Raw genomic sequence first — 26,813 nt, forward strand, 5'->3', positions numbered from 1 at the left:
TTTAAAAGCTACTGGCTCAGCTTGGCCGCGTGCCGCTGGTGGCGCTCCATGTAGCGTTCCACGTAGGAACACGATGGAATGACGGTGTAACCCATTTCTTCAGCGTACTCCAACGCCTTCTCGGTCAAGGCTGCCGCAATGCCGCGACCACGTAGCGCGTTGGGCACAAAGGTGCGATAGATATCCAGGGTCTGTTTCCCCAGATCCATATAGGTCAGGTAGGCACGATGACCGTCCACATTGGTCTCGAACTGATGACCAGCCTGGTCATGGTGGATGGACAACGCCTCGCTCATCACTACTCCTCGCGGGTCTGGAATTCTGACCCCTACCTTACCGATGTTTTTCCGGCGAAGGAACATCTACGCCACCCCGTGCCTGAATGGACACCGAGAAGAGCTGCACCAATCTCGCGCAACCGAGCACGTATCAAATAGTAGGCACTATTGGCAGAAATGCTCAAGGTACGCTCGTCATCACGCTGGGGGCGGGGGTGCTGCTCCGGGTTACGCAGAGACGGCTCGACCAAGATCTCTGAAGGTCGACAGCCTGAACATTGCCGGATGTTGAGACTTAAGACGAGCGCCCTTTGTTAAAGTCACCTGAACATGGAGAAAGATATGAGAGGCGCCACGCAAAATCCGAACAAAAGTGTGGACGAATCCATCTAGACAGACTTTAGCCAAGACTCGGAAAAGAGCGGTGAGCGCGCGGAACTTTTCTTCGGCGGCTCGCTCAGCTCGGGCCTCCCAGCTGGATATTTTTTAAACAATGCAGTTAAAAGTTGCTCGAAAAAGAATCAACGCCTACAATTTTTTTGGCTTCTTGCTTTACGTCAGTTTACTTACGACAAGTAATGGGTAGTATGTACGCCGGCTATTTCCTCACTCTGAGGAGACAGCTAACTTAATAGAAAGTCCTTGAAGGGGAACACGATGAACAACGTTCTGAAATTCTCTGCTCTGGCTCTGGCCGCAGTTCTGGCTACCGGTTGCAGCAGCGTATCGAAAGAAACCGAAGCACGTCTGACCGCTACTGAAGACGCAGCAGCTCGCTCCCAGGCTCGTGCAGACGAAGCTTACCGTAAAGCTGATGAAGCTCTGGCTGCTGCTCAAAAAGCACAACAGACTGCTGACGAAGCTAACGAGCGTGCTCTGCGCATGCTGGACAAAGCTAGCCGCAAGTAATAATCTTTCGGGATTGTTATCAAGCCGACCCATTTTTTGGGTCGGCTTTTTTATTGCCCGCTATTTCGTACCGGCAATAAAAAACCCGCCGACGCGGTCAGCATCGGCGGGTTCCTTTCAAGCATTACTGCAACGGGTCGATCGGCGCACTCGTCACCATCGGCGCCGAGGAGTTCGGCACTCCGATTTCCACCGGCAGACCATCTTCGGCGGCAACCACGTCGCGGACCACATCCCAGTTCATGCGCAGGTTGTTGGTGATGTCCTCACGCTTGAGCATCGCGTTGATCACCGCGGTGTGTTTGTCGACCACCGAAGGGTTGCCCTTGTCGTCCAGCGGCGTGTGCGCTTCCAGATACACCTTACCGCCACTGACACCGAACTTGTACGGGTCGCTGATAATACGTACCGACGTGCCTACCGGCACCATGCCCGCCATCTCCAGCACGTTGTTGTTGAACATGCGGAAGCAACCATGACTGGTGCGCATGCCGATGCCGAACTTCTTGTTCGAACCGTGGATCAGGTAGCCCGGCGTGCCCAGCGTGAACTTGAACGGCCCCAGCGGGTTGTCCGGGCCGGCCGGCACCACGTTCGGCAATGGATCGCCATCGGCGGCGTGCTCGGCCTTGATCGACGCTGGAGGGGTCCAGGTCGGGTTCGGCGTCTTGGCGGTGATGCTGGTATGGGCAATCGGCGAGCCCCAGCCTTCACGGCCGATACCCAACGGGAAGGTGTACACCACGTTCCGGCCTTTCGGGAAGTAATAGAGGCGGTACTCGGCCAGGTTGATGACGATGCCTTCACGCGGGCCCGGCGGCAGGATGAAACGCGTCGGCAGCACCACTTCGGTGCCTGCGCCCGGCAGCCATGGATCGACGCCAGGGTTGGCCGCGACCATTTCCGAATAGCCCAGATCGTAGGTGGTGCCAAGGTCGGCGAAGGTATCTTCGTACTTGGCCTTGATCACCTGGACCTGACCGATGATGTCTTCACCGGGCGGTGGCAGGGGCAGCTCCAATGCTGCTACGGGACCCGCCACACAGAGGGCGGCGAGAGACAGGTAGCGGGTGACGGCAGGAAAGCGCGGCAACATCCGGAAAATCCTTCGCATGATCGACAAGGGTATAAAAACGGGATTGTACACCGGCGCCTGGAAAATCGGGGAGTTGACCGATAGCAAGCAACTATCGGGTTCTAAAGCTCGAAACGCAGTTCCGGCCAGATCGGCGATGTGCCGCGTTTTTGCGATTCCAGAATGGCCCGGCACAGCGAGCACAGGCGCTGATCCTGGAACACACGGCGATCGACGCTCGACCAGCGCGGTTGTGCTGGCAACAGGCTGCCGCACAAGGTCCGGTCCGCCGAGCCGCCCAGCTCCAGTTGACGGGTCACCAGATGTACCCGCACTTCCTGGCAGGCGAACAGATCCAGCTGTTCGTCAGGCTCGATCAGTTGGTAGGCAAAAAGTGACCAGGCAGGACGCGGCATCGGGGGCTCCAAATCGGGGGCGCCACCTTAGCCGAAACACCGCCACTAGAAAAGCGTCAAAGCAGCGGTTTCAGTGTCGGCCAGACATTTTCCAGCAACTTGTCCTGAGCCCCGGCAGCCGGGTGCAGGCCGTCGGCTTGCATCAAGTCCGGATGACCGCCCACGCCGTCGAGAAAAAACGGTACCAGCGGGATCTTTTTCTCCTCGGCCAGTGTGCTGTAGACGTTCGCGAAGGCCTCGGTATAACGAACGCCGTAGTTGGGTGGCAATTGCATGCCGAGCAACAGCACCTTGGCGCCACTCGCGCGGGAGCTGTCGATCATTGCTGCAAGGTTTTGTTGCAATTGCGTTGGCAGCAATCCACGCAGCCCGTCGTTACCGCCCAACTCGAGGATCACCAGCTCAGGCTTATGCTCTGCAAGCAGCGCAGGCAGGCGCGCCAGGCCTCCGGCACTGGTGTCGCCGCTGATGGACGCATTGACCACCTTATCGTCGAAACCTTCGCGCTTGAGCCGTTGCTCGAGCAGGGAGACCCACCCCAACCGGGTATCCAGCCCGAAACCCGCGCTGATACTATCGCCAACGATCAGGACTGTACCCGCCGCTGCGTTCTGGGCCATGCACATCAAGGCCAGGCCAGCACTCAAAAACCACACACGCATCGGATTCTCCATGGGCGCAAGCATTCTCACCGCGAAGAACCTCAGCAAAGTGGTTCCCAGCGCGGAAGGTGAACTGACTATCCTGCACGAACTCAGCCTGGAACTGAACAAGGGCGACAGCCTGGCCATTGTCGGCGCCTCCGGTTCCGGAAAATCCACCCTCCTTGGTCTGCTCGCCGGCCTCGATCTGCCGAGCAGCGGCGACGTCACCCTCGCCGGGCAAGCCCTGAGCAATCTCGATGAAGACCAGCGCGCCCGTATTCGGGCTGAGCATGTTGGGTTTGTGTTTCAGTCCTTTCAGCTGCTCGACAGCCTCAACGCCTTGGAAAACGTGATGCTGCCGTTGGAACTCGATGGCCGCAAAGACGCCCGGGAACGCGCCACCGAGCTGCTGCGAAGGGTCGGCCTGGGCCAGCGACTGACCCATTCGCCACGCCAGCTTTCGGGCGGCGAACAACAGCGCGTGGCGATTGCCCGTGCGTTTGCCGCAGAACCCGATGTGCTGTTCGCCGACGAACCCACCGGCAACCTCGACAGCCACACCGGCGAGCGCATCAGCGATCTGCTGTTCGAACTCAACCAGGAACGCGGTACGACCCTGGTGCTGGTAACCCACGATGAACGCCTGGCACATCGCTGCCGACGCCTGATCCGCCTCGACGCCGGCCTGCTCGTCCCGCCTCTGGAGGTTTAATGGCACGCCTGCCGCTGTTACGACTGTTCAGTCTTGCCATCCGCCAACTGCTGCGCGACGCCCGCGCCGGTGAGTTGCGCGTGTTGTTTTTTGCCTTGCTGGTGGCCGTGGCGGCGAGTACCGCCATCGGCTACTTCGGCGCCCGCCTGAACGGCGCCATGATGCTGCGCGCCACCGAATTCCTCGGTGCCGACCTGTTGCTCGAAGGCAGTTCACCGGCACGGCCCGAACAAATTACAAGCGGCACGGCGCTGGGCCTCGAACACGCTCAAGTGGTGGAATTCTCCAGCGTCATCGCCACTGACAATGGCATTCAGCTGTCCAGCATCAAAGCTGCCGACGACGTCTACCCACTGCGCAGCGAACTGAAAAGTGCCCCGGCGCCCTTCGCCCCGGAAGAACCCGGTGGCGGACCAAAACCCGGTGAAGCCTGGGTCGAAGCGCGACTGCTGACTGCGCTGGATCTGAAGATCGGCGACAGCATCGACGTCGGCATGCAAACCCTCAAACTGGCGCGAGTGCTGACCTACGAACCGGACCGTGCCGGCAACTTCTATAGCCTCACGCCGCGGGTGCTGATAAACCTCAGCGACCTCGCCGCGACCGGCGTGGTGCAACCCGGCAGCCGGGTCAGTTACCGCGAACTCTGGCGCGGTAAAGCCGAGGCGCTGGAAACCTATCGTCAATTGATCAAACCCGGCCTGGCCGCCAACCAGCGTATTCAGGATGCCCGTGATGGCAACCGACAGATCGGCGGCGCCTTGGGCAAGGCCGAGCGTTACTTGAACATGGCCAGTCTGGTGGCGGTTCTGTTGTCCGGTGTGGCAGTGGCGCTGTCGGCCACGCGCTTCGCCACCCGCCGATTCGATGCCAGTGCATTGCTGCGTTGCCTCGGGCTGTCCCGACGGGAAACCATGGTGCTGTTCAGTTTGCAGCTGACGGTGCTCGGACTGCTCGCCAGTATCAGCGGCGCCCTTATCGGCTGGTTCGCGCAGCTGGGACTGTTCGCGCTGCTGCATGACTTATTGCCGACCGACGTTCCACCGGGCGGTCTGTTTCCAGCCATCGCCGGGATCGGCACCGGGCTGGTGGCGCTGGCCGGTTTTGCCTTGCCACCACTGGCGGCACTGGGCCGGGTTCCGCCATTGCGGGTATTGCGTCGGGACATGCTGCCGATTCCTTCCAGCACCTGGATGGTCTACGGCGCGGCATTGGGCGCCCTCGGGCTGATCATGTGGCGCTTGAGCCTGGACCTGATATTGACCTTCGCCCTGCTCGGTGGCGGCGTGATCGCGGCGCTGGTGCTTGGCGGCTTGCTGTTGCTGCTTCTGAAGAGCCTGCGCCGAATGCTGGCGCGCGCCTCTTTGCCATGGCGCCTCGGGCTGGGCCAATTGCTGCGTCATCCACTGGCGGCCGCGGGGCAATCCCTGGCCTTCGGTTTGATTCTGCTGTCCATGGCGCTGATCGCATTGCTGCGCGGCGAGTTGCTGGACACCTGGCAGAACCAGCTACCGAAAAACGCGCCCAACTATTTCGCGCTTAACATTCTGCCGGCGGACAAACAGGCGTTCATCGATCGCCTGATCAAACTGTCGGCGCAATCGGCGCCGCTATACCCGGTGGTACCTGGACGGCTGATCAGCGTCAACGGCGAGCCGGTGCAGGAAATCGTCAGCAAGGATTCGGCTGGTGATCGAGCAATCCAGCGCGACCTGAGCCTGACCTGGGCGGCGGATTTGCCGGCGGGCAACAAACTCACTGCGGGTAACTGGTGGGCCGAACAGACGCCGGACGAAATTCCCGGCGTATCGGTGGAAGGCAAAGTCGCCGAAAGCCTGAAGCTCAAGCTCGGCGATCACATGGTGTTTACCGTGGGCGGCGTCAATCGCGAAGCGAAAGTCACCAACCTGCGGGAGGTCAACTGGGACAACTTCCAGCCTAACTTCTTCATGATCTTCCAGCCCGGCACACTGAAGGATCTGCCGGCGACCTACCTGACCAGTTTTTATCTGGCGGCCGGTCATGATCAGCAGATCGTGGATCTGTCCCGGGCGTTTCCGGCGGTGACCATCTTGCAAGTCGAAGCCTTGCTCGAACAGCTGCGCAGCATCCTCGCCCAAGTCACCCTGGCGGTGGAATACGTGCTGCTGTTCGTATTGGCTGCGGGGATGGCAGTGTTGTTTTCAGGCTTGCAGGCGACGCTCGATGAACGCATCCGCCAAGGTGCCTTGTTGAGAGCACTGGGGGCCGAGCGGCAATTGTTGGTCAAGGCTCGACGGATCGAGTTCGGTTTGCTTGGAGCGGTCAGCGGATTGTTGGCAGCGCTGGGTTCGGAACTGGTGAGTATGGTGCTCTACCGCTACGCCTTCGACCTGCCGTGGCACCCGCATCCGTGGTTGTTGGTGCTGCCACTGATCGGTGCGGTGCTGATCGGGGGAGCCGGTGTGTTTGGTACGCGCCGTGCGCTGAACGCCAGCCCCCTGACAGTCTTGCGCGAGGGTTGATAGACTCAAGCTCTCTCTACCACAAGAAGTTGCCATGAGCCGTTATCGCCCTCCCCGCACCGCTGGCACCGCGCTGATCACCCCCGAGGGTGAAGCGCGGATGCGGGCCGAGTTTCATGAGCTCTGGCATATTCGACGGCCGCAGGTGACACAGTCGGTCAGCGAGGCCGCGGCACAGGGCGATCGCTCGGAAAACGCCGAATACACCTACGGCAAAAAGATGCTGCGCGAGATCGACAGTCGCGTACGCTTTCTCACCAAGCGGCTGGAAGCGCTCAAAGTCGTCAGCGAAAAACCGAGCGATCCGAACAAAGTCTATTTTGGCGCCTGGGTCACGATTGAAGACGAGGACGGCAAAGAGTCACGCTATCGTATCGTCGGGCCGGATGAACTGGACTTGAAACAGGGCCTGATCAGCATCGACTCACCGCTGGCCCGCGCCCTGATCGGCAAGGCGCTGGACGCCGAGGTTCGGGTCCAGACACCGACCGGTGAGCAATGCGTGTATATCGTGGCGATCGACTATCTTTGAACCGCAGCGTTCAAAGCCTCAACGGCGGGTAATCAGCCCCTGTCGGGCAACGCGAATCAATTGCTTGATCACTTCGGGGGCGTCCTCGAGGCTGGGCGATTGAATCACCGCCAGATCGAAACTGTCGCTGGCAAATCGAGCCAGCGATTCACCCACTTCGACAAACTGGATCAGGAAGGCCGCAGGCCCACCAGTGCGACGTGGCCAGCCATCGAGATAACGCAATAGTGTTGGCTGATGTTTGCCGCCAAGCAGGATTTTTGGATTGCGCTGGGTGAGGTGTGCCGTGATCGGCGCGGGGCGTATAACGGGGCTTAGTGCATTCATTGTGTCGTGTCTCTGCCTCAAAAGTCTGCATGGCAGGTGAGAGGCAACACCGAACCAGCGCTTTAGCGGTATTTCGAAGCCTGTTTCAAGCTTCTATCGGCAACTGAATGAGTCACCAGGCGCCCCGCAAGTAGCTGTTTAAATCGGCGCATGGGCAGCATCCTAGAGAAGCTGACCGGACAGTGTCAAGAATGACGAGAACAAAAAAGGCCCGCGCAATGCGCGCGCAATGCGGGCCTTTTCATTGAGTCAGAGCGGTCAGCCAGCGATAGCGCGGTCAGCCGAGAGCTTGCCGGCGCCTTCGATCAGCACCGCGATGCTGCCACCGAGCAGCGCCAGGGCGAACTCATAACCGTTGTTGGCCATGAACAGACCGTTAGGAAGGTGCACCGAGAAGATTGCCACCAGCGAAAGGAAGGTCAGGCCGAGGGCTGCCGGGCGAACCAACAAACCGATGATCAAGGCCAGACCGGCGAAGAACTCGGTACCGCCCGCCAGCGTCGCCATCAGATAGCCCGGCGCCAGGCCGATGCTTTCCATGTACTGCGCGGTGCCCGCCAGGCCGTAACCACCGAACGCCCCAAAGAGTTTCTGCGAGCCGTGGGCAGCGAAGATGATGCCGACGAAAATCCGCAAGACAGTCAGGCCGTAGCCAGCGCGGGTAAACAGTACCTTGTTGATCAGTGTGCTCATGCTGTGTCATCCGTTGTCAGTGTGTGTTGGTTGGCCGCTATATTAATCAGTAAAACTCATGTTAAAAGCGCAATAAATTCGTCATGACAATCAGTTTATTCGATTATTTACGTGAGGCAACTTTCTGTCCCTGGGGCTCCAACGACTCCCGCTCCCGATCGAACGCCAGGTAATACTTGTTCACGCTATTAACATAGCTGACGGCGCCCATTCCCACCTGCTCCATGGCAATGCGTTCGACCTGGAAGAACCACTGATTGGGATTCAAACCGCGCCGACGAGCCTCGGCACGCATGCCCTGAACCCGCTCCGGCCCCATGTTGTAGGCCGCCAGCACGAACGCCATGCGCTCGCGCTCGTTGAGTTTGGGGCTGGCAAAGAACTTGCGACGAATCATCGCCAGATACTTCGCCCCGGCCTGCACATTGGCGTCGAGATTCTGAATGTTGTTGACCCCCACCCGCTGGGCGGCGGACGGGGTAATCTGCATCAGGCCGGTAGGGCCGCTGCCACTGCGGGCATTGGGTTGCAGGGCCGATTCCTTGAACGCCAGGGCAGCCAGATTCAACCAGTCCATGCCTTGGGCTTCGGCGTGTTTCTGCAGCACCGGTCGAAGTTTCTCGAGGCGCTGCCGATCAGCCTTGGCCAATGGATAGTGCACTTGATACAGACGTCGATAGATCCGCAGGAACGCGGCATCCTGATCCGATGGTTTTTTGTAACCGGTCAGGAAGCGATCAATGCTCGCCCGCAACATTGAGGCGTCGCGGCGCACGAACCAGAATTCTTCGCCCGGCTCACTGATGAGTACCTGCCGATCGAAACGCAACTTGGGCAGGATCTTGCCCCAGCGCTCGGCAATGGGTTGTTCGACGATCGTCAGGTGAAAGATTCCGCCCTGGACCATCTCCAGCACATCCTCGACCGCCAGACTGGGATCGACCCACTCGATGATCACCGGTGGCAGTTTAAGCAGCGCGAGCTTTTGATTGATCTGACTGACCGCGTCCCCGGCGGCACTGCCGGTGGGCAACGCCAGGGTTTTGCCGGAGAGTTGTTCGAAACGGGTGTAACGTCGCTCGCCTTTGATCCCGACCAATATCAACGGGATGTTGCTGGCAATCGGTTCACTGGTGCTGACCGCGTGGCCCGGTTGCAGGTCCAGCAGTTCCCCCGGCGCGACCAGATCACCCTCGCCGCGCTGCAAAGCGCCGATCAGTTGATCCTTGCCCTTGGGAATGATCTTGAGGGTAATTTCCTGACCGTCACGGGCGTGACCGTTGAGGTATTGCTCGAAGGCACGCAAGCGGTGGTATTCAACACCGATGGCCTGGCCCTGGACTTCGCCGGAGCTGTTGCGGCTCTGGTTGACCAACACGCGCAGCACGCGACTGCTGCGGATTTCCGCCAAGTCGCGCACTTTGGTCGAAGGCACGGCTTGCAGCGGCCCGGCCAGACGCGCAACCGCCGGCATCGGCAGCAGCAACGAGCAACACAGCAGTAGCAAAACCGAGGGACGTATCATCCACTCTCCAGAAAGAATACTGGGCCGATCTCAAGAATTTTCATGACATCGAACGACAGAAACAGAGCGCCGTGAGCGCTGGCAAAGTGCGAAAGACTGGCACAGTGATGGCACCCAAGCCACCCTGACCTGTCTCGCGGCATCAAGAGACAGCTATAACTCGTTGTAGTTCTTGGCTTTTCTTATAAATCTACAGCTCTGATATGCTTTCCGGCCTTTGGTCCGAGGTAGCACCATGCAACTCATCGATATCGGCGTCAACCTGACCAACCCCAGTTTTGCCGACAAACACCAGGCTGTACTCGACCGCGCCTACGCTGCCGGGGTCTGCCAATTGGTGCTCACCGGCACCAGTGTCGAGGGCAGCGAACAGGCGCTGGAACTGTGCCGACAACTGGACGAAACAGCTCAACGGCTGTTCGCCACCGCAGGCATTCATCCCCACTGCGCCAGCGACTGGAACGCCGACAGCGCCCAGCGTCTGCGCAGTTTGCTCAAGGAGCCGAACGTCGTGGCGGTGGGTGAATGCGGGCTGGATTTCAATCGTGATTTCTCGCCGCGTCCGCAGCAGGAAAAAGTCCTCGAAGAGCATCTGGCGATGGCAGTCGAGCTGCAATTGCCGGTGTTCCTCCACGAGCGCGATGCCAGTCAGCGCTTGCTGGAGATCCTTCGCGATTACCGTGATCAGTTGCCGGGCGCCGTGGTGCATTGCTTCACGGGCGAAAAGAAGGCGCTGTTCAGTTACCTCGATCTGGATTTGCACATCGGTATCACCGGCTGGATTTGTGATGAGCGCCGGGGCACGCACCTGCATCCGTTGGTGAAAGAGATCAAGCGGGGACGGTTAATGCTGGAGAGCGATGCGCCGTATCTGTTGCCGCGCAGTCTGCGACCCAAGCCGAAGAATGGTCGCAACGAACCGGCGTATCTGACAGAAGTGTTGCGGGAAGTGGCGTTGCATCGCGGGGAGAGCGAGGAAGACCTGGCCGCTCACAGCACGGCGTGTGCGCGAGCGTTCTACGGCTTGCCAATGGTCGACTGACGAACCGAATCTGGGGGAGCGAGCAAGCTCGCTCCCCCATTATCAGTGACTGCTGCGCATCATTTCTTTGGGCACGTACTTGCCGATCTCGAACTTGCCGATTGCCGCACGGTGCACTTCGTCCGGGCCATCGGCCAGGCGCAGGGTGCGTTGCATCGCATACATGTAGGCCAGTGGGAAATCGTTGGAAACCCCTGCCCCGCCATGGATCTGGATCGCCCGGTCGATCACCCGCAAGGCCACGTTCGGTGCGACAACCTTGATCTGAGCGATTTCGCTCTTCGCAATCTTGTTGCCGACGGTGTCCATCATGTAAGCCGCTTTCAATGTCAGCAGGCGCGCCATGTCGATTTCCATCCGCGAGTCGGCGATTTTGTCGATGTTCCCGCCCAGACGTGCCAAAGGTTTACCGAACGCAGTACGGGTTACCGCCCGTTTGCACATCAGTTCCAATGCACGTTCGGCCATGCCGATTGAACGCATGCAGTGGTGAATCCGACCCGGGCCAAGGCGACCCTGAGCGATTTCGAAGCCGCGTCCTTCACCCAACAGGACGTTTTCGTACGGCACACGGACGTTTTCGAACAACACTTCGGCATGGCCATGAGGTGCATCGTCATAACCGAACACTGGCAGCGGACGAACGATCTTCACGCCCGGGGCATCCACCGGCACCAGAATCATCGAGTGCTGCGCATGACGCGGCGCATCAGGATCGCTCAGCCCCATGAAGATCAGAATCTTGCAGCGTGGATCGCACGCGCCTGAGGTCCACCATTTTTTGCCGTTGATCACCCACTCGTCGCCATCACGCACGGCGCGGGCGGCCATATTGGTGGCGTCGGAGGAAGCCACGTCCGGTTCAGTCATGGCGAACGCCGAGCGGATCTCGCCGCGCAGCAGCGGTTCGAGCCAGCGTTGCTTCTGTTCTTCGTTGGCGTAGCGCACCAGCACTTCCATGTTGCCCGTGTCTGGCGCGGAGCAGTTGAACGGCTCGGGGCCCAGCAGCGAGCGGCCCATGATTTCCGCCAACGGCGCGTATTCGAGGTTGGTCAGGCCGGCGCCGAGTTCGGACTCAGGCAGAAACAAATTCCACAAACCTTCAGCCTTGGCCTTGAGTTTGAGCTCCTCCATGATTGCGGTCGGCTGCCAGCGATCGCCCTCGGCGACCTGGCGCTCAAACACCGCTTCGGCGGGATAAACGTAGGTGTCCATGAACGCGGTCACGCGCTCACGCAGTTCTTGCACCTTGGGCGAATAAGCGAAATCCATGGGCAGCTCTACCTTTTAACGGAGGGTTTTGATGAGTTGTTCAGGTCATGCAATCGATGCTAGAACAGCTACGAAAATTTACCTAGCCTATTCTCGGCGTGTATTAACATTCATCACCGATATATGATCGGCTGATCGAGAGCCCAACAATAAGAGTGCAGCGCAATGAATCTGAGCAAGGTCGACCTCAACCTTTTCATCGTCTTCGACGCGATCTACACCGAAGCCAACCTGACCCGCGCCGGGCAGATTGTCGGCATTACTCAACCGGCGGTCTCGAACGCTCTGGCCCGTCTGCGCGAGACCTTCAATGACCCGTTGTTCGTGCGTACCGCTCAGGGCATGGTCCCGACGCCCATGGCGCAGAACATTATCGGACCGGTGCGCAACGCCCTCTCCTTGCTGCGGGTGTCGGTGCAGGAAAGCCGTATTTTCAACCCGTTGCAGGCGGTCAAGACGTATCGCATCAGCATGACCGACCTCACCGAAGCGGTGATCCTGCCGGCACTGTTCCAGCGCCTGCGGCGCCTGGCGCCGACGGTGATCATCGAAAGCTTTCTGTCCAAGCGCCGCGAAACCACCAAGGAGCTGGCGGCCGGGCGTCTCGATTTCGCTGTCGACGCGCCACTTAACACTGATCCGCAAGTGCGCCACGTCAAGTTGATGGAAGACCGTTACGTGTGCGCCATGCGCAAGGGCCATCCGCTGGCGGGCAAAGAGAAATTCACCCTCGATGATTATCTGTCGCTAACCCACATTCATATTTCCAGCCGCCGCAGCGGTCTGGGCCATGTCGACCTGGCCCTGGGCAAAATGGGCATCCAGCGCAAGATCGCCCTGCGTTCCCAGCACTACTTGATGGCTTCCCAAGTGTTGCAGCAGACCGACATGGTGATGACCGTGCCGGAACGCTTCGCCCGTCGCCATGACCTGTACTCGGTGAACCTGCCGGTCAACGATGTGCCGCCGGTGGAAACCCACCTCTACTGGCACGAAAGCACCGACCAGGACCCGGCCAACCGCTGGATGCGCGAGCAGATGATCGAGTTGTGCCAGCAAGTGACGGCACATGAGAAGAAGCTCGATAAGATGTAGGAAACACCTGATAGACGAAGGATCAGGGCGCGATGCTTGACGTAAACGTCAACCTGCCATTAGCTTAGCGCCATGACCTTTTTCGAGCGCTTCCATGAGCAGCCAGACCTATAGCATTTCCGACCTCGCCCGCGAGCTCGACATCACCACCCGGGCCATTCGCTTTTATGAAGAGCAAGGCCTGCTCAGCCCCGAGCGACGCGGTCAGGAACGCATCTACTCGCCCCGTGACAAGGTCAGCCTGAAGCTGATCCTGCGGGGCAAGCGCATTGGTTTCTCCCTGGCCGAATGCCGCGAGTTGATCGAACTCTACGACCCCACCGGCGGCAATCAGAAACAGCTGCAAACCATGCTGACCAAAATCGCCGAACGTCGTGAACAGCTAGAGCAGCAAATGCTTGACATCGAACAGATGAAGCTGGAACTGGACACCGCGCAAGAGCGTTGCACCCAGGCGCTGGAACAGACCATCAAGAGCCAGCAGCTCGTGTAGGAGCTGAGCTCCTACAGGGTTCTGTGAACATTCATACAATTTCAACAGGTCCATTGCCATGTCCCTACCCACTCACGTACGCCTGGTCGAAGTCGGCCCACGCGACGGTCTGCAAAACGAAGCCCAACCCATCAGCGTTGCGGACAAGGTGCAACTGGTCGACGCGCTGACCGCCGCCGGTCTCGGCTATATAGAAGTCGGCAGTTTCGTGTCGCCCAAATGGGTACCGCAAATGGCCGGTTCCGCCGACGTCTTCGCGCAGATCCAGCGCAAGCCTGGCGTGACTTATGGGGCACTCGCCCCCAACCTGCGCGGGTTTGAAGACGCCATCGCGGCCGGGGTCAAGGAAGTCGCGGTCTTCGCCGCCGCGTCGGAATCGTTTTCCCAACGCAACATCAATTGCTCGATCAGCGAAAGCCTGGAACGTTTCGTGCCGATCATGGACGCGGCCAGGCAACACGGTGTCAGCGTGCGCGGTTACGTGTCCTGCGTGCTGGGCTGCCCTTACGAAGGTAACGTTGCGCCTGCGCAAGTCGCTCGGGTCGCTCGCGAGCTCTATGCGATGGGCTGCTATGAAGTTTCCCTAGGCGACACCATCGGCACAGGCACCGCTGGCGCGACCCGCAAGATGTTCGACGTGGTGTCGGCCGACGTACCCCGTGAAAAACTGGCCGGGCACTTCCACGACACTTATGGCCAGGCCATGGCCAACATCTACGCCAGTCTGCTGGAAGGCATCTCGGTGTTTGACAGCTCCATCGCCGGCCTCGGCGGCTGCCCGTACGCCAAGGGCGCCAGCGGTAACGTCGCGACCGAAGACGTGGTTTACCTGCTCAACGGCCTGGGTATCGAAACCGGTATCGACCTGGACGCCTTGATTCTGGCCGGCCAGCAGATTTGCACGGTGCTGGGGCGAGCGACCGGTTCGCGCGTGGCCAAGGCTCGTAGCGCACAGTAAGTGCGCGGATGTATCCCGGTGTTACCGCTGTGTCTGAAACGTGGGGCGCAAGCGAGTAACACGGAAACAAATTGTCGGGTTTTGACTGAACGAAAAATCCGACAAAAACTTAAGATGTTGATTTTAAAGGCTTTTAAAAAGTTGGCACGCCTTCTGCTATCTCTATTGCATAACAAGAACAAAAAAAGCGGCAAACCTAATAAAAATAAGACGTAACGACTCTGACATAACAAAAACAACACGGCAGAGACGCAGCTAACAGATTTTTTTGGAGAGGATGTGCTTTTCAGGGTGCTTTTCGGAGTAACCCGCAACCGGGCAGAGAACAATAAAACTACCTTCAGGTAGCTCCCGAACTGGTTGGATCGCTTAGCGAAAAAGTAGATCAGCGCTCAAAAAAATACGTTTGCTCTTGATCCCGGATGGGGATCGACAAAAACAGCGGTAAAGGGTCACGGTTTCCAAAAACAACAACAGACCGCCCCTCAATAATAAAAAAAGAGCACGCGCAACGACAAAATTAAAGGGGAGCCTCGGCTCCCCTTTGTGCTTTCTGGCGTTTGTAATTTCCAGCGCCATCCCCTGTGGGAGCGAGTTCGCTTCTCACAGGGGATTATCGTCAGATGTTAATGTTCTTCAGCTCCTCGATACTGATCTCGCGCATCCGAAACTTCTGAATCTTCCCGGTCACCGTCATCGGAAACTCCTCCACGAATTTGAAGTAACGCGGTGTCTTGAAGTGCGCGATGCGCTCCTTGCACCACGCTTGCAGCTCCTGCTCGGTAGCACTGTGGCCCGGATGGAATTTGATCCACGCGACAATTTCTTCGCCATACCGCGAGCACGGAATCCCGATCACTTGCACATCCGCCACCGCCGGATGGGTAAAGAAGAACTCTTCCAGCTCCCGCGGGTAAATATTCTCACCACCGCGAATGATCATGTCCTTGTTACGTCCGGCAATGCATACGTAGCCTTCGTCGTTCATGCTCGCCAGATCACCGGTGTGCATCCAGCCAGCCTGGTCGATGGCTTCGGCGGTGCCTTGCGGGTTGTTCCAGTAACCGAGCATCACGCTGTAGCCGCGGGTGCACAGTTCACCGATAGTGCCGCGCGGCACGAGATTGCCCGCCTCGTCGATGATTTTGCTTTCCAGTTGCGGCTGGGTGCGGCCGACGGTGGTGACGCGCAATTCCAGTTCGTCTGACGGACCGGTCTGCAACGACACCGGACTTGTTTCCGTCATGCCGTAGGCAATCTGCACTTCGCTCATGTGCATGTCACTGATGACCCGACGCATCACTTCGATCGGACAGGTCGCCCCGGCCATGATCCCGGTGCGCAGGCTCGACAGATCGAACTCCGCACGTTTTGGCTGATCGAGCATAGCAATGAACATGGTCGGTACGCCGTAAAGCGCGGTGGCCTTTTCTTCGGCGACGGTGGTCAGGGTCAGCAATGGATCGAACGCATCGTTGGGGTAAATCATGGTGCTGCCGTGGGTCATGCAGCCGAGGTTGCCCATGACCATGCCGAAGCAGTGATACAGCGGCACCGGGATGACCAGGCGATCACTCGCGGTCAGGCCGAGGCTTTCGCCGACCATGTAACCGTTGTTCAGAATATTGTAGTGACTGAGGGTCGCACCCTTCGGGAAACCGGTGGTACCGGAGGTGTACTGGATGTTTACCGCCTGGTCGAAATGCAGGCTGTGTTGACGTTCGCTCAACTGCTCGGCCGACACGCTCCCCGCGAGATCGGTCAATTGTGACCACGGCAGGAAACCCGAGGGCGGCTGAGCATCAAGGCTGATGACACCGCGCAGCTCCGGTAGTCGTTCGCTCAGCAATTTTCCGATGGATTGCTCGGCCAGCTCGGGAACGAGGCCTTGCAGCATCCCGTGATAGTCGGAGGTCTTGAAGGCGCCTGCGCAGACCAGCCATTGGCAACCGGATTGCTTCAACACATATTCGAGTTCGGAGCTGCGGTAGGCCGGGTTGATATTGACCAGAATCACGCCGATTTTCGCGCTGGCGAACTGACTGATACACCATTGGGCGCAGTTCGGTGCCCAGATACCGAGACGGTCACCGGCCTGCAAGCCCAGCGCCAACAATGCTCTGGCGTGCAGATCCACGGCTTCGGCCAGTTGCTGCCAGGTGTAACGCAACTGCTGATGGCGCACGACCAGCGCCTCCCCGGTCGGGTACTGAGCGACAGTGTTATCGAACGCCTGGCCGATGGTCATCGCCAGCAAGGCTTTGTCCTGGGAACCACGGGTATAACTGCGCTGCGGGCTTGCACTGGGTTGATCCATGACGACCCCTATTGTCTTTTTTAGTGGGTTGTTGGAACGAGGCATGGCGAGCCCCGATCATTCAGAACTGGATCTACTCTCGCTCAAGTTGACGTTAACGTAAAGGGTGATTGACAGCCATTCGTCACAGGCTTACGTTAACGTAAAGGTGAGAACCACATCACGGCCCTCCCTACCCTACAAAAAAGCCAAAAGGTGACCCATGAGCTACCCATCCCTGAACTTTGCCCTCGGTGAAACCATCGACATGCTGCGCGATCAGGTTCAGTCCTTCGTCGCCAAAGAGATCGCACCACGCGCTGCTCAGATCGACATCGATAACCTGTTCCCCGCCGACCTGTGGCGTAAATTCGGCGACATGGGCCTGCTGGGTGTGACCGTCCCGGAAGAATACGGCGGCGCTGGCCTGGGTTACCTGGCCCACGTGGTGATCATGGAAGAAATCAGCCGCGGTTCGGCCTCGGTCGCCCTGTCCTACGGCGCGCACTCCAACCTCTGCGTCAACCAGATCAACCGCAACGGCAATCACGAACAGAAAACCAAATACCTGCCGAAGCTGATCAGCGGCGAACACATCGGCGCCCTGGCCATGAGCGAACCGAATGCCGGTTCCGACGTAGTGTCGATGAAACTGCGTGCCGACAAACGCGGCGACCACTACGTCCTGAACGGCAGCAAGACCTGGATCACCAACGGCCCGGACGCCAACACCTACGTGATCTACGCCAAGACTGACCTGGAAAAAGGCCCCCACGGCATCACCGCGTTCATCGTAGAACGTGACTCCAAAGGCTTCAGCCGCAGCAACAAATTCGACAAGCTCGGCATGCGCGGTTCCAACACCTGCGAGCTGTTCTTCGACGACGTTGAAGTGCCGGAAGAAAACATTCTCGGCGTGCTCAACGGCGGCGTGAAGGTGCTGATGAGCGGCCTCGATTACGAACGCGTTGTCCTGTCCGGCGGCCCGACCGGGATCATGCAGGCCTGCATGGACTTGATCGTGCCGTACATCCACGACCGCAAGCAGTTCGGCCAAAGCATCGGCGAATTCCAGCTGATCCAGGGCAAGGTCGCCGACATGTACACCCAACTCAACGCCAGCCGCGCCTACCTCTATGCGGTAGCGCAAGCCTGCGAACGCGGCGAAACCACCCGCAAGGACGCCGCCGGGGTGATCCTTTACAGCGCCGAACGCGCCACACAAATGGCCCTCGACGCGATCCAGATTCTCGGTGGCAATGGCTACATCAACGAATTCCCGGCCGGTCGTCTGCTGCGTGACGCCAAGCTGTACGAAATCGGTGCCGGCACCAGTGAGATCCGTCGCATGCTGATCGGTCGCGAACTGTTCAACGAAACCCGCTAAACGGAGCTGTCCATGGCTATCCTGCATACCCAGCTCAACCCCCGTTCGGCGGAGTTCGCGGCCAACAGCGCGGCGATGCTCAAACAGGTCGACGACCTGCACACCCTGCTCGCTAAGGTGCAGCAAGGTGGCGGCCCGAAGGCGCAAGAGCGCCACACCTCGCGGGGCAAACTACTGCCTCGTGAACGGATCAATCGCCTGCTCGATCCGGGTTCGCCGTTTCTCGAGATCAGCCAATTGGCGGCCTACGAGGTTTATGGCGAAGACGTTCCGGCCGCTGGCGTGATTGCCGGGATCGGCCGTGTGGAAGGCGTCGAATGTATGATCGTCGCCAACGACGCCACCGTAAAAGGTGGCTCGTATTACCCGCTGACCGTGAAAAAACACCTGCGAGCCCAAACCATCGCCCAGCAGAACCGCTTGCCGTGCATCTATCTGGTGGACTCTGGCGGCGCCAACCTGCCACGCCAGGATGAAGTGTTCCCGGACCGTGAACACTTCGGACGGATCTTCTTCAACCAGGCCAACATGAGCGCCATGGGCATCCCGCAAATCGCGGTGGTCATGGGTTCCTGCACCGCCGGTGGCGCGTACGTGCCGGCCATGGCCGACGAAGCAATCATGGTGCGCGAGCAAGCGACGATTTTCCTCGCCGGCCCGCCACTGGTAAAAGCCGCCACGGGAGAAGTGGTCAGCGCCGAAGACCTCGGCGGGGCCGATGTGCACTGCAAGATTTCCGGAGTTGCCGACCATTACGCCGAGAGCGACGAACACGCCTTGGCCATTGCGCGGCGCAGCATCGCCAACCTCAACTGGCGCAAACTCGGTGAACTGCAACAGCGCACACCCATCGCCCCGCTCTACAACAGCGACGAGCTCTACGGCGTGGTGTCGGCGGATGCCAAGCAACCATTCGATGTGCGTGAAGTGATTGCGCGGTTGGTGGACGGTTCGGTGTTCGACGAATTCAAAGCACTGTTCGGGACGACCCTGGTGTGCGGCTTTGCTCACTTGCACGGTTACCCGATCGCGATCCTCGCCAACAACGGCATTCTGTTCGCCGAAGCCGCGCAGAAAGGCGCTCACTTCATCGAGCTGGCCTGTCAGCGCGGCATCCCGCTGCTGTTCCTGCAAAACATCACCGGTTTCATGGTCGGCCAGAAATACGAGGCCGGCGGCATCGCCAAGCATGGCGCAAAACTGGTGACCGCCGTGGCGTGCGCCAAGGTGCCGAAGTTTACTGTGATCATCGGCGGCAGTTTCGGTGCCGGTAACTACGGCATGTGCGGCCGGGCTTACGATCCACGCTTCCTGTGGATGTGGCCGAACGCACGCATCGGCGTGATGGGCGCCGAGCAGGCCGCGGGGGTTTTGGTGCAGGTTAAGCGCGAGCAGGCCGAGCGCAGTGGTCACAGTTTCAGTGCCGAGCAGGAAGCCGAGATCAAGCAACCGATCCTCGACCAGTATGAAGAACAGGGTCATCCCTACTATTCCAGCGCCCGGTTGTGGGACGACGGTGTCATCGACCCGGCGCAAACCCGCGATATATTGGCCCTGGCCTTGTCGGCGTCGCTGAATGCGCCTATCGAACAGAGCCGCTTCGGCGTGTTCCGGATGTGATCGGGAGAAAATCATGAGCGACTTCAACACCCTCGAACTGCTGACCGACCCGCGTGGTTTTGCGACCCTGTGGCTCAGCCGTGAAGAAAAGAACAACGCCTTCAACGCCGAAATGATCCGCGAACTGATCCTCGCGCTGGACAAAGTGTCGAGCGATGCCAGTCTGCGTTTCCTGTTAGTGCGTGGACGCGGCAAGCATTTCAGCGCCGGCGCGGATCTGGCCTGGATGCAGCAATCGGCCGAACTCGATTACCACACCAACCTCGACGACGCCCGAGAACTGGCGGAGTTGATGTACAACCTCGCCAAGCTCAAAGTCCCGACGCTGGCGGTGGTGCAAGGCGCTGCATTCGGCGGTGCACTGGGCCTGATCAGTTGCTGCGACATGGCCATCGGCGCCGATGACGCGCAGTTCTGCCTGTCGGAAGTGCGCATCGGCCTGGCCCCGGCGGTGATCAGTCCGTTCGTGGTGCAAGCCATCGGCGAACGCGCGGCACGTCGCTATGCGCTGACTGCCGAGCGTTTCGGCGGACAACGAGCGCGGGAAATCGGTCTGTTGTCGGAGAGTTATCCGATCGCTGAACTGGAACAGAAAGTCGAACAGTGGATCGATAACCTGTTGCTCAACAGCCCGGCCGCCATGCGCTCCAGCAAGGACTTGCTGCGCGAAGTCGGCCACGGCGCGCTGACCCCGGCACTACGCCGCTACACCGAAAATGCCATCGCCCGAATTCGCGTCAGCCCCGAAGGTCAGGAAGGCTTGCGGGCCTTTCTGCAAAAACGTCCGCCGAGCTGGCAAGCCGAAACCACCACCAAGGAGCCGCGTTGATGAGCGCACCTGTTCTCACCACCCTGCTGGTGGCCAACCGCGGCGAAATCGCTTGCCGGGTGATGCGCACCGCCAAAGCCCTGGGCCTGACCACCGTGGCCGTGCACAGCGCCACTGACCGTGAAGCCCGACACAGCCGCGAAGCGGATATCCGCGTCGACCTCGGTGGCAGCAAAGCCGCTGACAGTTACCTGCAAATCGACAAACTGATCGCCGCCGCCAAGGCCAGCGGCGCTCAGGCGATTCATCCGGGTTATGGCTTTCTTTCCGAGAACGCCGGGTTCGCCCGCGCGATTGAAGAAGCTGGGCTGATTTTCCTCGGCCCGCCCGCCTCGGCCATCGACGCGATGGGCAGCAAATCCGCCGCCAAAGCCTTGATGGAAACCGCCGGCGTGCCGCTGGTGCCTGGCTATCACGGTGAAGCTCAGGACCTCGACACTTTCCGCGACGCCTGCGAACGCATCGGTTATCCAGTGCTGCTCAAGGCCACCGCGGGCGGTGGCGGCAAAGGCATGAAAGTGGTCGAGGACGTCAGTCAACTGGCCGAAGCCCTGGCCTCGGCCCAGCGTGAAGCGAAATCCTCGTTCGGCGATTCGCGGATGCTGGTGGAGAAGTACCTGCTCAAACCGCGTCACGTGGAAATCCAGGTCTTTGCCGATCAGCACGGCAACTGCCTGTACCTCAACGAACGTGACTGCTCGATTCAGCGTCGGCACCAAAAAGTCGTTGAAGAGGCACCCGCGCCAGGCTTGAGCCCGGACCTGCGTCGCGCCATGGGCGAAGCCGCCGTGCGTTCGGCACAGGCCATCGGGTATGTCGGCGCCGGCACTGTGGAGTTTCTGCTGGACTCTCGCGGTGAGTTCTTCTTCATGGAGATGAACACACGCCTTCAAGTCGAACACCCGGTCACCGAAGCCATCACCGGCCTCGATCTGGTGGCCTGGCAGATTCGGGTGGCCCGTGGCGAAGCGCTGCCGATGACTCAAGCCGAGGTTCCGCTGATAGGCCATGCCATCGAAGTGCGGTTGTATGCCGAAGACCCGGGCAATGATTTCCTGCCGGCGACCGGCCGACTGGAGCTGTATCGCGAATCCACGCAAGGTCCGGGACGGCGGGTGGACAGTGGCGTCGAAGAAGGCGATGAAATTTCACCGTTCTACGACCCGATGCTCGGCAAACTGATTGCCTGGGGCGAGGATCGTGAACAGGCGCGACTGCGGCTGCTGAGCATGCTCGATGAGTTTGCCATTGGCGGGCTCAAGACCAACATCAACTTCCTGCGTCGGATCGTCGGCCATCCGGCGTTTGCTGCGGCCGAACTGGATACCGGGTTCATTCCGCGTTATCAGGAAGAACTGCTGCCAGTCACCTCGGACCTCAGTGACGAATTCTGGCAAGCCGCCGCCCAGGCGTTTGCCCAAAGTCAGCCGAGTTCTCCACGAGCCGATGACCCGGTTTCGCCTTGGGCCAACAGCAATGGTTTCCGTGCCGGACTGCCGACAGAAATCACGCTGCATTTGAGTTGTGAAGGCCAGGATCGAGCGCTGACATTGGGCGACGCTGATGCCCACACCGCTCAACTCAAGGGCGAGCAACTGCTGACCGAGCACAACGGCCTGCGCCGTCAGCATCGGGCAATCCGCCGGAGCGACGTTCTGTATCTGCAATGGGAAGGTGAATTGCGCCGCATCGAGTCCTACGACCCAATCAGCGCCGTCGAGGCCAGTCACAGCCATCACGGCGGCCTGACCGCCCCCATGAATGGCAGCATCGTGCGGGTACTGGTGGAAGCCGGACAAACGGTAGAAGCCGGGGCGCAACTGGTGGTGCTGGAGGCGATGAAAATGGAGCACAGCATTCGTGCGCCACACGCTGGGGTGATCAAGGCGCTGTATTGCCAGGAAGGCGAGATGGTCAGTGAAGGCAGTGCGTTGGTGGAGTTGGAAGAAGCGTGAAATGAAGATCGGTCCTACGCTTTGCGAGGACCGATCTGATTAGAATTTGGCGGTTGCCTGAACCACTACGCCGATAATTCGGCACTCTTCGGTGAAGATAGCCTTCGGATAGGTCGGATTGAGCGGGACCAGGTAACGCTGCCCGCCCTCTTCGATCAGCTTGCGAAAGGTCGCCTCGGCGCTGTCCGGCCAGTGGGCAATCACCAACTTTCCGGGTTCCGGCACAATGGCCGGGTCCACCAGGATCATCATGCCTTCGGCAATGCTGATACCCGTGGGCGCGGTCATCGCATCGCCCACCACACTCAGCCAGAAGGCCGGGCCTTGGGCGTGGTAGTCGGTCAGCTCAAAGCGTTCCTCCTTGCGATACACCGTCAGCTCACCATCGCGCAGCTGCGCCGGCTCCTTCCAGTCACTGACCGGGTAGCGGAAGTACGGGTTGTACTTCAGCGCCAGAGGCATCTCCTCCTCTTCCAAGATGAGTGGTTCGCGGATCACCAGCGCCACTTCGAGAAAGTCCATGCCCAGCGCCTTCAACACACGGTTCATGTTGACGACGCCGGGGTCGCGGCGTTTGTTCAGCCAGTGGCCGACGCCGCCCTGGGACATCCCGAGGCGATCTGCGAGTTCTTCTTGAGTGACTTTGAGTTCACTCATCTTGGCCTTGACCAACTCAATCCATTTATCCATGTGCGGCACGATACGTGGGCGCCTCCAGCCGTCAAAACACAAATTGTAGTATTTAATCTCTCGTCATAAATACAGTACGTACTAGGATTGGTTCACGGATCTGAATCTATCACGGAGTTTGCCATCGCCATGTCCATCCCCTGCAACGACCTGCCTGACATGCAAATCGACACTTCCCTCACCTCGCCAAAAGGCTCTGCCGCCGCGCAACGAGCACTGGACTATTACTTGAAACCAGCTGTTTCAGAGGAAGTGGTCGAAGAACGTTTCTTTGACGTAAACCGCAACATCAGCTGCGAAGAGGCGCTGGTCCATGCCACGGACTTGCTACGTTGTGCCGCCGCCATCGCGTACGAGTCAGCCAGCAATTTACAGGGCGCAAGTCGGGACCTGGCGTTTTCGGCGGTGCACATGATCGATATGGCCAGGGCGATGGTAGATCGATCCCTGGAGGGCGATCAGAACGGGTGATACGCGGGTGCTTGCGAGGAGGACAGGAAAGACTTTTCCAATCAGGCAGATAAAAGCATTTGACTTGCAAACGAGAATGATTATTATTGCATGCAGCTGGTCGCGAGATCAGTCGATTGTCCAAGTGACCTTAGGTCGGTCTCCTGGACTATCTCCTCATCAGGCTAATCACGGTTTTTGACCCGGCTTTTTGCCGGGTCTTTTTTTTGCCAGTTATTCTGGCTTTACCTTCAGGCTAATGAAGTCTTTAGGTGCTGCAAATTCGAATGGCGCGGATGATATCAAAAGAATATCCGTTGGCAAGAGAAGCCCGGCATCATTGGCCCAAACCAATCAAAAATAGCGCTTGAGAATCAATCGCACAGTCTCTAAGCTGCGTCGGCGTCAAGGAGGACGCCCCCCGCTTCAGGCCAGAATTTCCCCCGGTTTTACCCTTCCCAGCGTGTAAAGTAACAGCCATAAAAATCATATTCAGGAATCGACTATGGCCGTGGCTAAATCCTCTTTCGACATCAGTGCCAACTTCGACAGTGGCAACATTGAAGTGCTGGACATCAGCAATCCATTGCAAGCCCTGCTGGCCATCAAGCCAGACACTCGCAGCCAACACTTTCAGTGGTTCCACTTCAAGGCCAGCGGTCTGCACGTCGGTCAGGAACACTGGTTTCGTCTGAACAATGCCAGCAAGTCCTCCTACAACAAAGCCTGGGATGGTTATCAGACGGTGGCGTCCTACGACCACGTCAACTGGTTCCGGGTGCCGACCATTTTCGAAGGTGACTGCCTGCGCTTCAGCCTTGAAGCCACCGCCACCCACGCCTGGTTTGCTTACTTCGAACCCTACAGCCGCGGTCGCCATGACTGGTTGATCGAGCAAGCGCTGACCAAGGCCGGCACCGAACTGCTGGCCACCGGCAAGAGCGTCGAAGGTCGAGACATCCAGCTGCTGCGTAAAGGCACGGGCGCCGAAGGTCAGCGCAAGGTCTGGATCATTGCCCAGCAACACCCCGGCGAACACATGGCCGAGTGGTTCATGGAAGGCGTGATCGAACGTCTCGAAAAACACGACGATCCGGTATTGAACAAACTGCTGACAAGCGCCGATCTGTATTTGGTGCCGAACATGAACCCGGACGGCGCTTTCCACGGTCACCTGCGCACCAACGCCATGGGCCAGGACCTGAACCGCGCCTGGCAGAGCGCCAACCAGGAAATCAGCCCGGAAGTGCTGTTCGTTCAGCAGCAGATGGAAAAGTACGGCGTCGACCTGTTCCTCGACATCCATGGCGATGAAGAAATCCCCTACGTGTTCACCGCCGGTTGCGAAGGCAACCCAGGCTACACGCCACGGATCGAAAAACTCGAAGAGCATTTCCGCAGTCATCTGAAGCACCTGACCAAGGACTTCCAGACTAAGCACGGCTACACCCGCGACGAGCCGGGCAAAGCCAACATGACCCTGGCGTGCAACAGCGTCGGCGAGATATTCGACTGCCTGTCGCTGACCCTCGAAATGCCCTTCAAGGACAACAACGATGCGCCGAACGCCCTGACCGGCTGGTCCGGCAAGCGCTCGAAGCAGTTGGGCAAGGATGTGCTGACCACCGTTGCGGATATGGTCAACACCTTGCGCTGACGGCCCGATCCATGTAATTGAATGGACTCGCCCACGCCGAGGCGTCAATGCGCCACGGTGGCAGTCTAAACAGCCAACGACAGCGAGGGCGAGTCCATGAAAAAGCATACTTCGATTGATCAATCTTTGTCTTCTGCCGATTTATCGGCCTGCACTACCGTGGCGGTCGACCTGGCCAAGCATGTTTTCCAGCTCGCCGGCGAAGACGCCCTCGGCAAGGTGCATTATGAGCAGCGGATCAAGTCGCGCGAGGCGTTCTACGAGTTTCTCCGCCAGCTGCCGCCTCATGTCGTGGTCCTGATGGAGACCGGCCCGGGCGCTCAAGCTTGGGCCCGGCAGTTGCAGGATCAAGGCAACCTGGCGCGGATCCTTCCTGCCGGTCTGGTGGCCAAGCATCGCAGCGGCCCTAAAAATGATCGTAACGATGCGCTGGCAATCCTGCGTGCCGGTCGCGACGAAAAGATCTGCGCAGTGCCGGTCAAAAGTGTCGCAGCGCTGGCCATGCAGGCACTGCATCGCGCTCGTCAAGGTTACGTGCGTCGCCGCACCGCCGTGAGTAATCAGATGCGCGGCCTGCTGCTTGAGCACGGGATTGCGCTGGCACAGGGCGACGTCGCGATCAGCCAGAGAATCCCGCGGATATTGGAGGATGCCACTCAGCCGGTGCCTGCCATGTTGCGCGAACTGATCGACGAACTGTTGGCCGAGTGGCGCCATTTGGGCGAGCGCATCAACGTCCTGACGGGACGCCTGGAAGTGGCCGCGAACGCCGACAAGACAGCCAAACGGTTGATGACTGTGCGCGGTATCGGCCCAATCACCGCTACGGCGCTGGTGGCCAAGGAAACCAAGCCTGAGCGTTTTCCCAATGCTCGCATGTTCGCCGCGTACTTCGGCATGGTCCCTGATCAGCACAGCAGCGGGAAGACGATTCAACTGGGGGACATGACCAAGCGAGGCGATAGCTATTTGCGCAGCCTGATGATCCAGGGTGCCCACGCGGTATTGCAGCAGTTGCGACCTGATTCCCAACAGCCCGACGACCGCCGTTTGTTGCGCTGGATGAGCCGATTGGGCCGCAAGGACGCAGCGGTCAGGTTGGCCAATCGCAACCTGCGCATCGTCTGGGTGCTTTTACAGAATGACCAGACTTATCGTCGCCAGCCCGCCGACGGCCAGCAAGCGACGATGAGCCACTGATCCACCGAGTTCTGCCACCGAGGTACCTACTGACCAACCTGTTGCTGAAAAAACATTGACCCCTGGTAAGACCGGCGTGGATAGATGCCTAAGCTGCTAGTGGCCTTCGAGGCCTGACTGTAATCGGCATGCCACGAGCTCTTCCAATTTTGGCCAGAAGCCGACGACGGCTTCCTCGAGTAGGCCTAATACATAGATGCAACGGGGCGGCAGTTTTTTTAAAAGCGGGTAGACAGTGGGGGCGAGTCCATACA

At 59.2% G+C, this 26,813-nt stretch carries 25 protein-coding genes; 15 read left to right on the forward strand and 10 right to left on the reverse strand.

Features of this window, described 5'->3' with window-relative positions; genetic code table 11:
• Positions 1–8: 8 nt before the first annotated feature.
• Entirely contained in the window at positions 9–296 is a 288-nt protein-coding gene (locus tag QFX16_RS19235; protein ID WP_008057026.1) for a GNAT family N-acetyltransferase, read from the reverse strand.
• Positions 297–935: 639 nt separating this feature from the next.
• Here QFX16_RS19235 and oprI point away from each other — a divergent pair.
• Entirely contained in the window at positions 936–1,187 is a 252-nt protein-coding gene (gene oprI, locus QFX16_RS19240; protein ID WP_002553018.1) for an outer membrane lipoprotei OprI, read from the forward strand.
• 124 nt (positions 1,188–1,311) lie between these two features.
• Here oprI and QFX16_RS19245 read toward each other — a convergent pair whose 3' ends face one another.
• From QFX16_RS19245 to QFX16_RS19255, 3 genes are all read right to left on the reverse strand, one after another.
• Positions 1,312–2,283: a L,D-transpeptidase family protein gene (locus tag QFX16_RS19245; RefSeq protein ID WP_283180932.1), complete on the reverse strand. Its 972-nt coding sequence runs from the start codon at positions 2,281–2,283 to the stop codon at positions 1,312–1,314.
• Positions 2,284–2,384: 101 nt separating this feature from the next.
• Entirely contained in the window at positions 2,385–2,678 is a 294-nt protein-coding gene (locus tag QFX16_RS19250; RefSeq protein WP_003226812.1) for a hypothetical protein, read from the reverse strand.
• Between the two features lie 56 nt (positions 2,679–2,734).
• Positions 2,735–3,340 (reverse strand): arylesterase, encoded by a 606-nt coding sequence (locus QFX16_RS19255; protein WP_283180933.1) that lies wholly within the window; start codon positions 3,338–3,340, stop codon positions 2,735–2,737.
• Between the two features lie 10 nt (positions 3,341–3,350).
• Between QFX16_RS19255 and QFX16_RS19260 the strand changes: the two genes are divergently transcribed.
• The 3 genes from QFX16_RS19260 to greB are packed head-to-tail and all read left to right on the forward strand — an operon-like array spanning position 3,351 to position 7,070.
• Positions 3,351–4,034 carry an ABC transporter ATP-binding protein gene (locus QFX16_RS19260; RefSeq protein ID WP_283180934.1) on the forward strand — a complete coding sequence of 228 codons (684 nt, stop codon included), beginning with the start codon at positions 3,351–3,353 and terminating at the stop codon, positions 4,032–4,034.
• Positions 4,034–6,538: an ABC transporter permease gene (locus tag QFX16_RS19265; RefSeq protein WP_283180935.1), complete on the forward strand. Its 2,505-nt coding sequence runs from the start codon at positions 4,034–4,036 to the stop codon at positions 6,536–6,538. The genes QFX16_RS19260 and QFX16_RS19265 overlap by 1 nt, the downstream gene beginning before the upstream one ends.
• Before the next feature lie 34 nt (positions 6,539–6,572).
• Positions 6,573–7,070: a transcription elongation factor GreB gene (gene greB / locus QFX16_RS19270; protein ID WP_283180936.1), complete on the forward strand. Its 498-nt coding sequence runs from the start codon at positions 6,573–6,575 to the stop codon at positions 7,068–7,070.
• A gap of 18 nt (positions 7,071–7,088) precedes the next feature.
• Here greB and QFX16_RS19275 read toward each other — a convergent pair whose 3' ends face one another.
• The 3 genes from QFX16_RS19275 to QFX16_RS19285 form a co-directional block, all read right to left on the reverse strand.
• Entirely contained in the window at positions 7,089–7,397 is a 309-nt protein-coding gene (locus tag QFX16_RS19275) for a class I SAM-dependent methyltransferase (RefSeq protein WP_283180937.1), read from the reverse strand.
• 258 nt (positions 7,398–7,655) lie between these two features.
• Positions 7,656–8,090: a DoxX family protein gene (locus QFX16_RS19280; RefSeq protein WP_095128917.1), complete on the reverse strand. Its 435-nt coding sequence runs from the start codon at positions 8,088–8,090 to the stop codon at positions 7,656–7,658.
• Positions 8,091–8,193: 103 nt separating this feature from the next.
• Complete coding sequence (locus tag QFX16_RS19285) at positions 8,194–9,615, reverse strand: MltF family protein (protein ID WP_283180938.1); 1,422 nt, start codon at positions 9,613–9,615, stop codon at positions 8,194–8,196.
• Positions 9,616–9,850: 235 nt separating this feature from the next.
• Here QFX16_RS19285 and QFX16_RS19290 point away from each other — a divergent pair, with 235 nt between their 5' ends.
• Entirely contained in the window at positions 9,851–10,657 is an 807-nt protein-coding gene (locus tag QFX16_RS19290; RefSeq protein ID WP_283180939.1) for a TatD family hydrolase, read from the forward strand.
• 42 nt (positions 10,658–10,699) lie between these two features.
• On the opposite strand, the gene QFX16_RS19295 is transcribed toward QFX16_RS19290, so the two are convergent.
• Entirely contained in the window at positions 10,700–11,929 is a 1,230-nt protein-coding gene (locus QFX16_RS19295) for an acyl-CoA dehydrogenase (RefSeq protein WP_033057213.1), read from the reverse strand.
• Positions 11,930–12,094: 165 nt separating this feature from the next.
• On the opposite strand from QFX16_RS19295, the gene QFX16_RS19300 reads away from it, so the two are divergent.
• From QFX16_RS19300 to QFX16_RS19310, 3 genes are all read left to right on the forward strand, one after another.
• Positions 12,095–13,024 carry a LysR family transcriptional regulator gene (locus QFX16_RS19300; RefSeq protein WP_283180940.1) on the forward strand — a complete coding sequence of 310 codons (930 nt, stop codon included), beginning with the start codon at positions 12,095–12,097 and terminating at the stop codon, positions 13,022–13,024.
• 94 nt (positions 13,025–13,118) lie between these two features.
• Positions 13,119–13,517 (forward strand): MerR family transcriptional regulator, encoded by a 399-nt coding sequence (locus tag QFX16_RS19305; protein ID WP_283180941.1) that lies wholly within the window; start codon positions 13,119–13,121, stop codon positions 13,515–13,517.
• A gap of 58 nt (positions 13,518–13,575) precedes the next feature.
• The gene (locus QFX16_RS19310) at positions 13,576–14,475 is read left to right on the forward strand and encodes a hydroxymethylglutaryl-CoA lyase (RefSeq protein WP_283180942.1); all 900 of its coding nucleotides are present in this window, start codon (positions 13,576–13,578) and stop codon (positions 14,473–14,475) included.
• 619 nt (positions 14,476–15,094) lie between these two features.
• Here QFX16_RS19310 and QFX16_RS19315 read toward each other — a convergent pair.
• The gene (locus tag QFX16_RS19315) at positions 15,095–16,792 is read right to left on the reverse strand and encodes an AMP-binding protein (protein ID WP_283180943.1); all 1,698 of its coding nucleotides are present in this window, start codon (positions 16,790–16,792) and stop codon (positions 15,095–15,097) included.
• Positions 16,793–16,994: 202 nt separating this feature from the next.
• Here QFX16_RS19315 and QFX16_RS19320 point away from each other — a divergent pair, with 202 nt between their 5' ends.
• From QFX16_RS19320 to QFX16_RS19335, 4 genes are read left to right on the forward strand one after another with little or no spacing between them, the layout of a single operon-like run.
• Positions 16,995–18,158 carry an isovaleryl-CoA dehydrogenase gene (locus tag QFX16_RS19320; protein WP_129436997.1) on the forward strand — a complete coding sequence of 388 codons (1,164 nt, stop codon included), beginning with the start codon at positions 16,995–16,997 and terminating at the stop codon, positions 18,156–18,158.
• Between the two features lie 12 nt (positions 18,159–18,170).
• On the forward strand, positions 18,171–19,778 hold the full coding sequence (locus QFX16_RS19325; protein WP_283180944.1) for a carboxyl transferase domain-containing protein: 1,608 nt from the start codon (positions 18,171–18,173) through the stop codon (positions 19,776–19,778).
• Between the two features lie 13 nt (positions 19,779–19,791).
• On the forward strand, positions 19,792–20,607 hold the full coding sequence (locus tag QFX16_RS19330) for a gamma-carboxygeranoyl-CoA hydratase (protein WP_056740299.1): 816 nt from the start codon (positions 19,792–19,794) through the stop codon (positions 20,605–20,607).
• On the forward strand, positions 20,607–22,562 hold the full coding sequence (locus tag QFX16_RS19335; protein WP_283180945.1) for an acetyl/propionyl/methylcrotonyl-CoA carboxylase subunit alpha: 1,956 nt from the start codon (positions 20,607–20,609) through the stop codon (positions 22,560–22,562). The genes QFX16_RS19330 and QFX16_RS19335 overlap by 1 nt, the downstream gene beginning before the upstream one ends.
• Before the next feature lie 39 nt (positions 22,563–22,601).
• Here the strand turns inward: QFX16_RS19335 and QFX16_RS19340 are convergent, their stop codons facing one another.
• On the reverse strand, positions 22,602–23,252 hold the full coding sequence (locus QFX16_RS19340) for a LexA family protein (protein ID WP_283180946.1): 651 nt from the start codon (positions 23,250–23,252) through the stop codon (positions 22,602–22,604).
• Between the two features lie 129 nt (positions 23,253–23,381).
• Here QFX16_RS19340 and QFX16_RS19345 point away from each other — a divergent pair, with 129 nt between their 5' ends.
• From QFX16_RS19345 to QFX16_RS19355, 3 genes are all read left to right on the forward strand, one after another.
• The gene (locus QFX16_RS19345; protein WP_046047549.1) at positions 23,382–23,723 is read left to right on the forward strand and encodes a DUF6124 family protein; all 342 of its coding nucleotides are present in this window, start codon (positions 23,382–23,384) and stop codon (positions 23,721–23,723) included.
• A gap of 484 nt (positions 23,724–24,207) precedes the next feature.
• Complete coding sequence (locus QFX16_RS19350) at positions 24,208–25,359, forward strand: M14 family metallopeptidase (RefSeq protein ID WP_283180947.1); 1,152 nt, start codon at positions 24,208–24,210, stop codon at positions 25,357–25,359.
• A gap of 96 nt (positions 25,360–25,455) precedes the next feature.
• On the forward strand, positions 25,456–26,559 hold the full coding sequence (locus QFX16_RS19355; RefSeq protein ID WP_283180771.1) for an IS110 family RNA-guided transposase: 1,104 nt from the start codon (positions 25,456–25,458) through the stop codon (positions 26,557–26,559).
• Positions 26,560–26,813 lie beyond the last annotated feature (254 nt).

Origin of the sequence: Pseudomonas svalbardensis, from assembly GCF_030053115.1 — a bacterium.
GTDB lineage: Bacteria > Pseudomonadota > Gammaproteobacteria > Pseudomonadales > Pseudomonadaceae > Aquipseudomonas > Aquipseudomonas svalbardensis.

Coding starts and splice junctions, on each gene's coding strand:
- QFX16_RS19235 (WP_008057026.1), bottom strand. CDS start 296: ATGAGCGAGGCGTTGTCCATCCACCATGACCAGGCTGGTCATCAGTTC.
- oprI (WP_002553018.1), top strand. CDS start 936: ATGAACAACGTTCTGAAATTCTCTGCTCTGGCTCTGGCCGCAGTTCTG.
- QFX16_RS19245 (WP_283180932.1), bottom strand. CDS start 2,283: ATGTTGCCGCGCTTTCCTGCCGTCACCCGCTACCTGTCTCTCGCCGCC.
- QFX16_RS19250 (WP_003226812.1), bottom strand. CDS start 2,678: ATGCCGCGTCCTGCCTGGTCACTTTTTGCCTACCAACTGATCGAGCCT.
- QFX16_RS19255 (WP_283180933.1), bottom strand. CDS start 3,340: ATGCGTGTGTGGTTTTTGAGTGCTGGCCTGGCCTTGATGTGCATGGCC.
- QFX16_RS19260 (WP_283180934.1), top strand. CDS start 3,351: ATGGGCGCAAGCATTCTCACCGCGAAGAACCTCAGCAAAGTGGTTCCC.
- QFX16_RS19265 (WP_283180935.1), top strand. CDS start 4,034: ATGGCACGCCTGCCGCTGTTACGACTGTTCAGTCTTGCCATCCGCCAA.
- greB (WP_283180936.1), top strand. CDS start 6,573: ATGAGCCGTTATCGCCCTCCCCGCACCGCTGGCACCGCGCTGATCACC.
- QFX16_RS19275 (WP_283180937.1), bottom strand. CDS start 7,397: ATGAATGCACTAAGCCCCGTTATACGCCCCGCGCCGATCACGGCACAC.
- QFX16_RS19280 (WP_095128917.1), bottom strand. CDS start 8,090: ATGAGCACACTGATCAACAAGGTACTGTTTACCCGCGCTGGCTACGGC.
- QFX16_RS19285 (WP_283180938.1), bottom strand. CDS start 9,615: ATGATACGTCCCTCGGTTTTGCTACTGCTGTGTTGCTCGTTGCTGCTG.
- QFX16_RS19290 (WP_283180939.1), top strand. CDS start 9,851: ATGCAACTCATCGATATCGGCGTCAACCTGACCAACCCCAGTTTTGCC.
- QFX16_RS19295 (WP_033057213.1), bottom strand. CDS start 11,929: ATGGATTTCGCTTATTCGCCCAAGGTGCAAGAACTGCGTGAGCGCGTG.
- QFX16_RS19300 (WP_283180940.1), top strand. CDS start 12,095: ATGAATCTGAGCAAGGTCGACCTCAACCTTTTCATCGTCTTCGACGCG.
- QFX16_RS19305 (WP_283180941.1), top strand. CDS start 13,119: ATGAGCAGCCAGACCTATAGCATTTCCGACCTCGCCCGCGAGCTCGAC.
- QFX16_RS19310 (WP_283180942.1), top strand. CDS start 13,576: ATGTCCCTACCCACTCACGTACGCCTGGTCGAAGTCGGCCCACGCGAC.
- QFX16_RS19315 (WP_283180943.1), bottom strand. CDS start 16,792: ATGGATCAACCCAGTGCAAGCCCGCAGCGCAGTTATACCCGTGGTTCC.
- QFX16_RS19320 (WP_129436997.1), top strand. CDS start 16,995: ATGAGCTACCCATCCCTGAACTTTGCCCTCGGTGAAACCATCGACATG.
- QFX16_RS19325 (WP_283180944.1), top strand. CDS start 18,171: ATGGCTATCCTGCATACCCAGCTCAACCCCCGTTCGGCGGAGTTCGCG.
- QFX16_RS19330 (WP_056740299.1), top strand. CDS start 19,792: ATGAGCGACTTCAACACCCTCGAACTGCTGACCGACCCGCGTGGTTTT.
- QFX16_RS19335 (WP_283180945.1), top strand. CDS start 20,607: ATGAGCGCACCTGTTCTCACCACCCTGCTGGTGGCCAACCGCGGCGAA.
- QFX16_RS19340 (WP_283180946.1), bottom strand. CDS start 23,252: ATGGATAAATGGATTGAGTTGGTCAAGGCCAAGATGAGTGAACTCAAA.
- QFX16_RS19345 (WP_046047549.1), top strand. CDS start 23,382: ATGTCCATCCCCTGCAACGACCTGCCTGACATGCAAATCGACACTTCC.
- QFX16_RS19350 (WP_283180947.1), top strand. CDS start 24,208: ATGGCCGTGGCTAAATCCTCTTTCGACATCAGTGCCAACTTCGACAGT.
- QFX16_RS19355 (WP_283180771.1), top strand. CDS start 25,456: ATGAAAAAGCATACTTCGATTGATCAATCTTTGTCTTCTGCCGATTTA.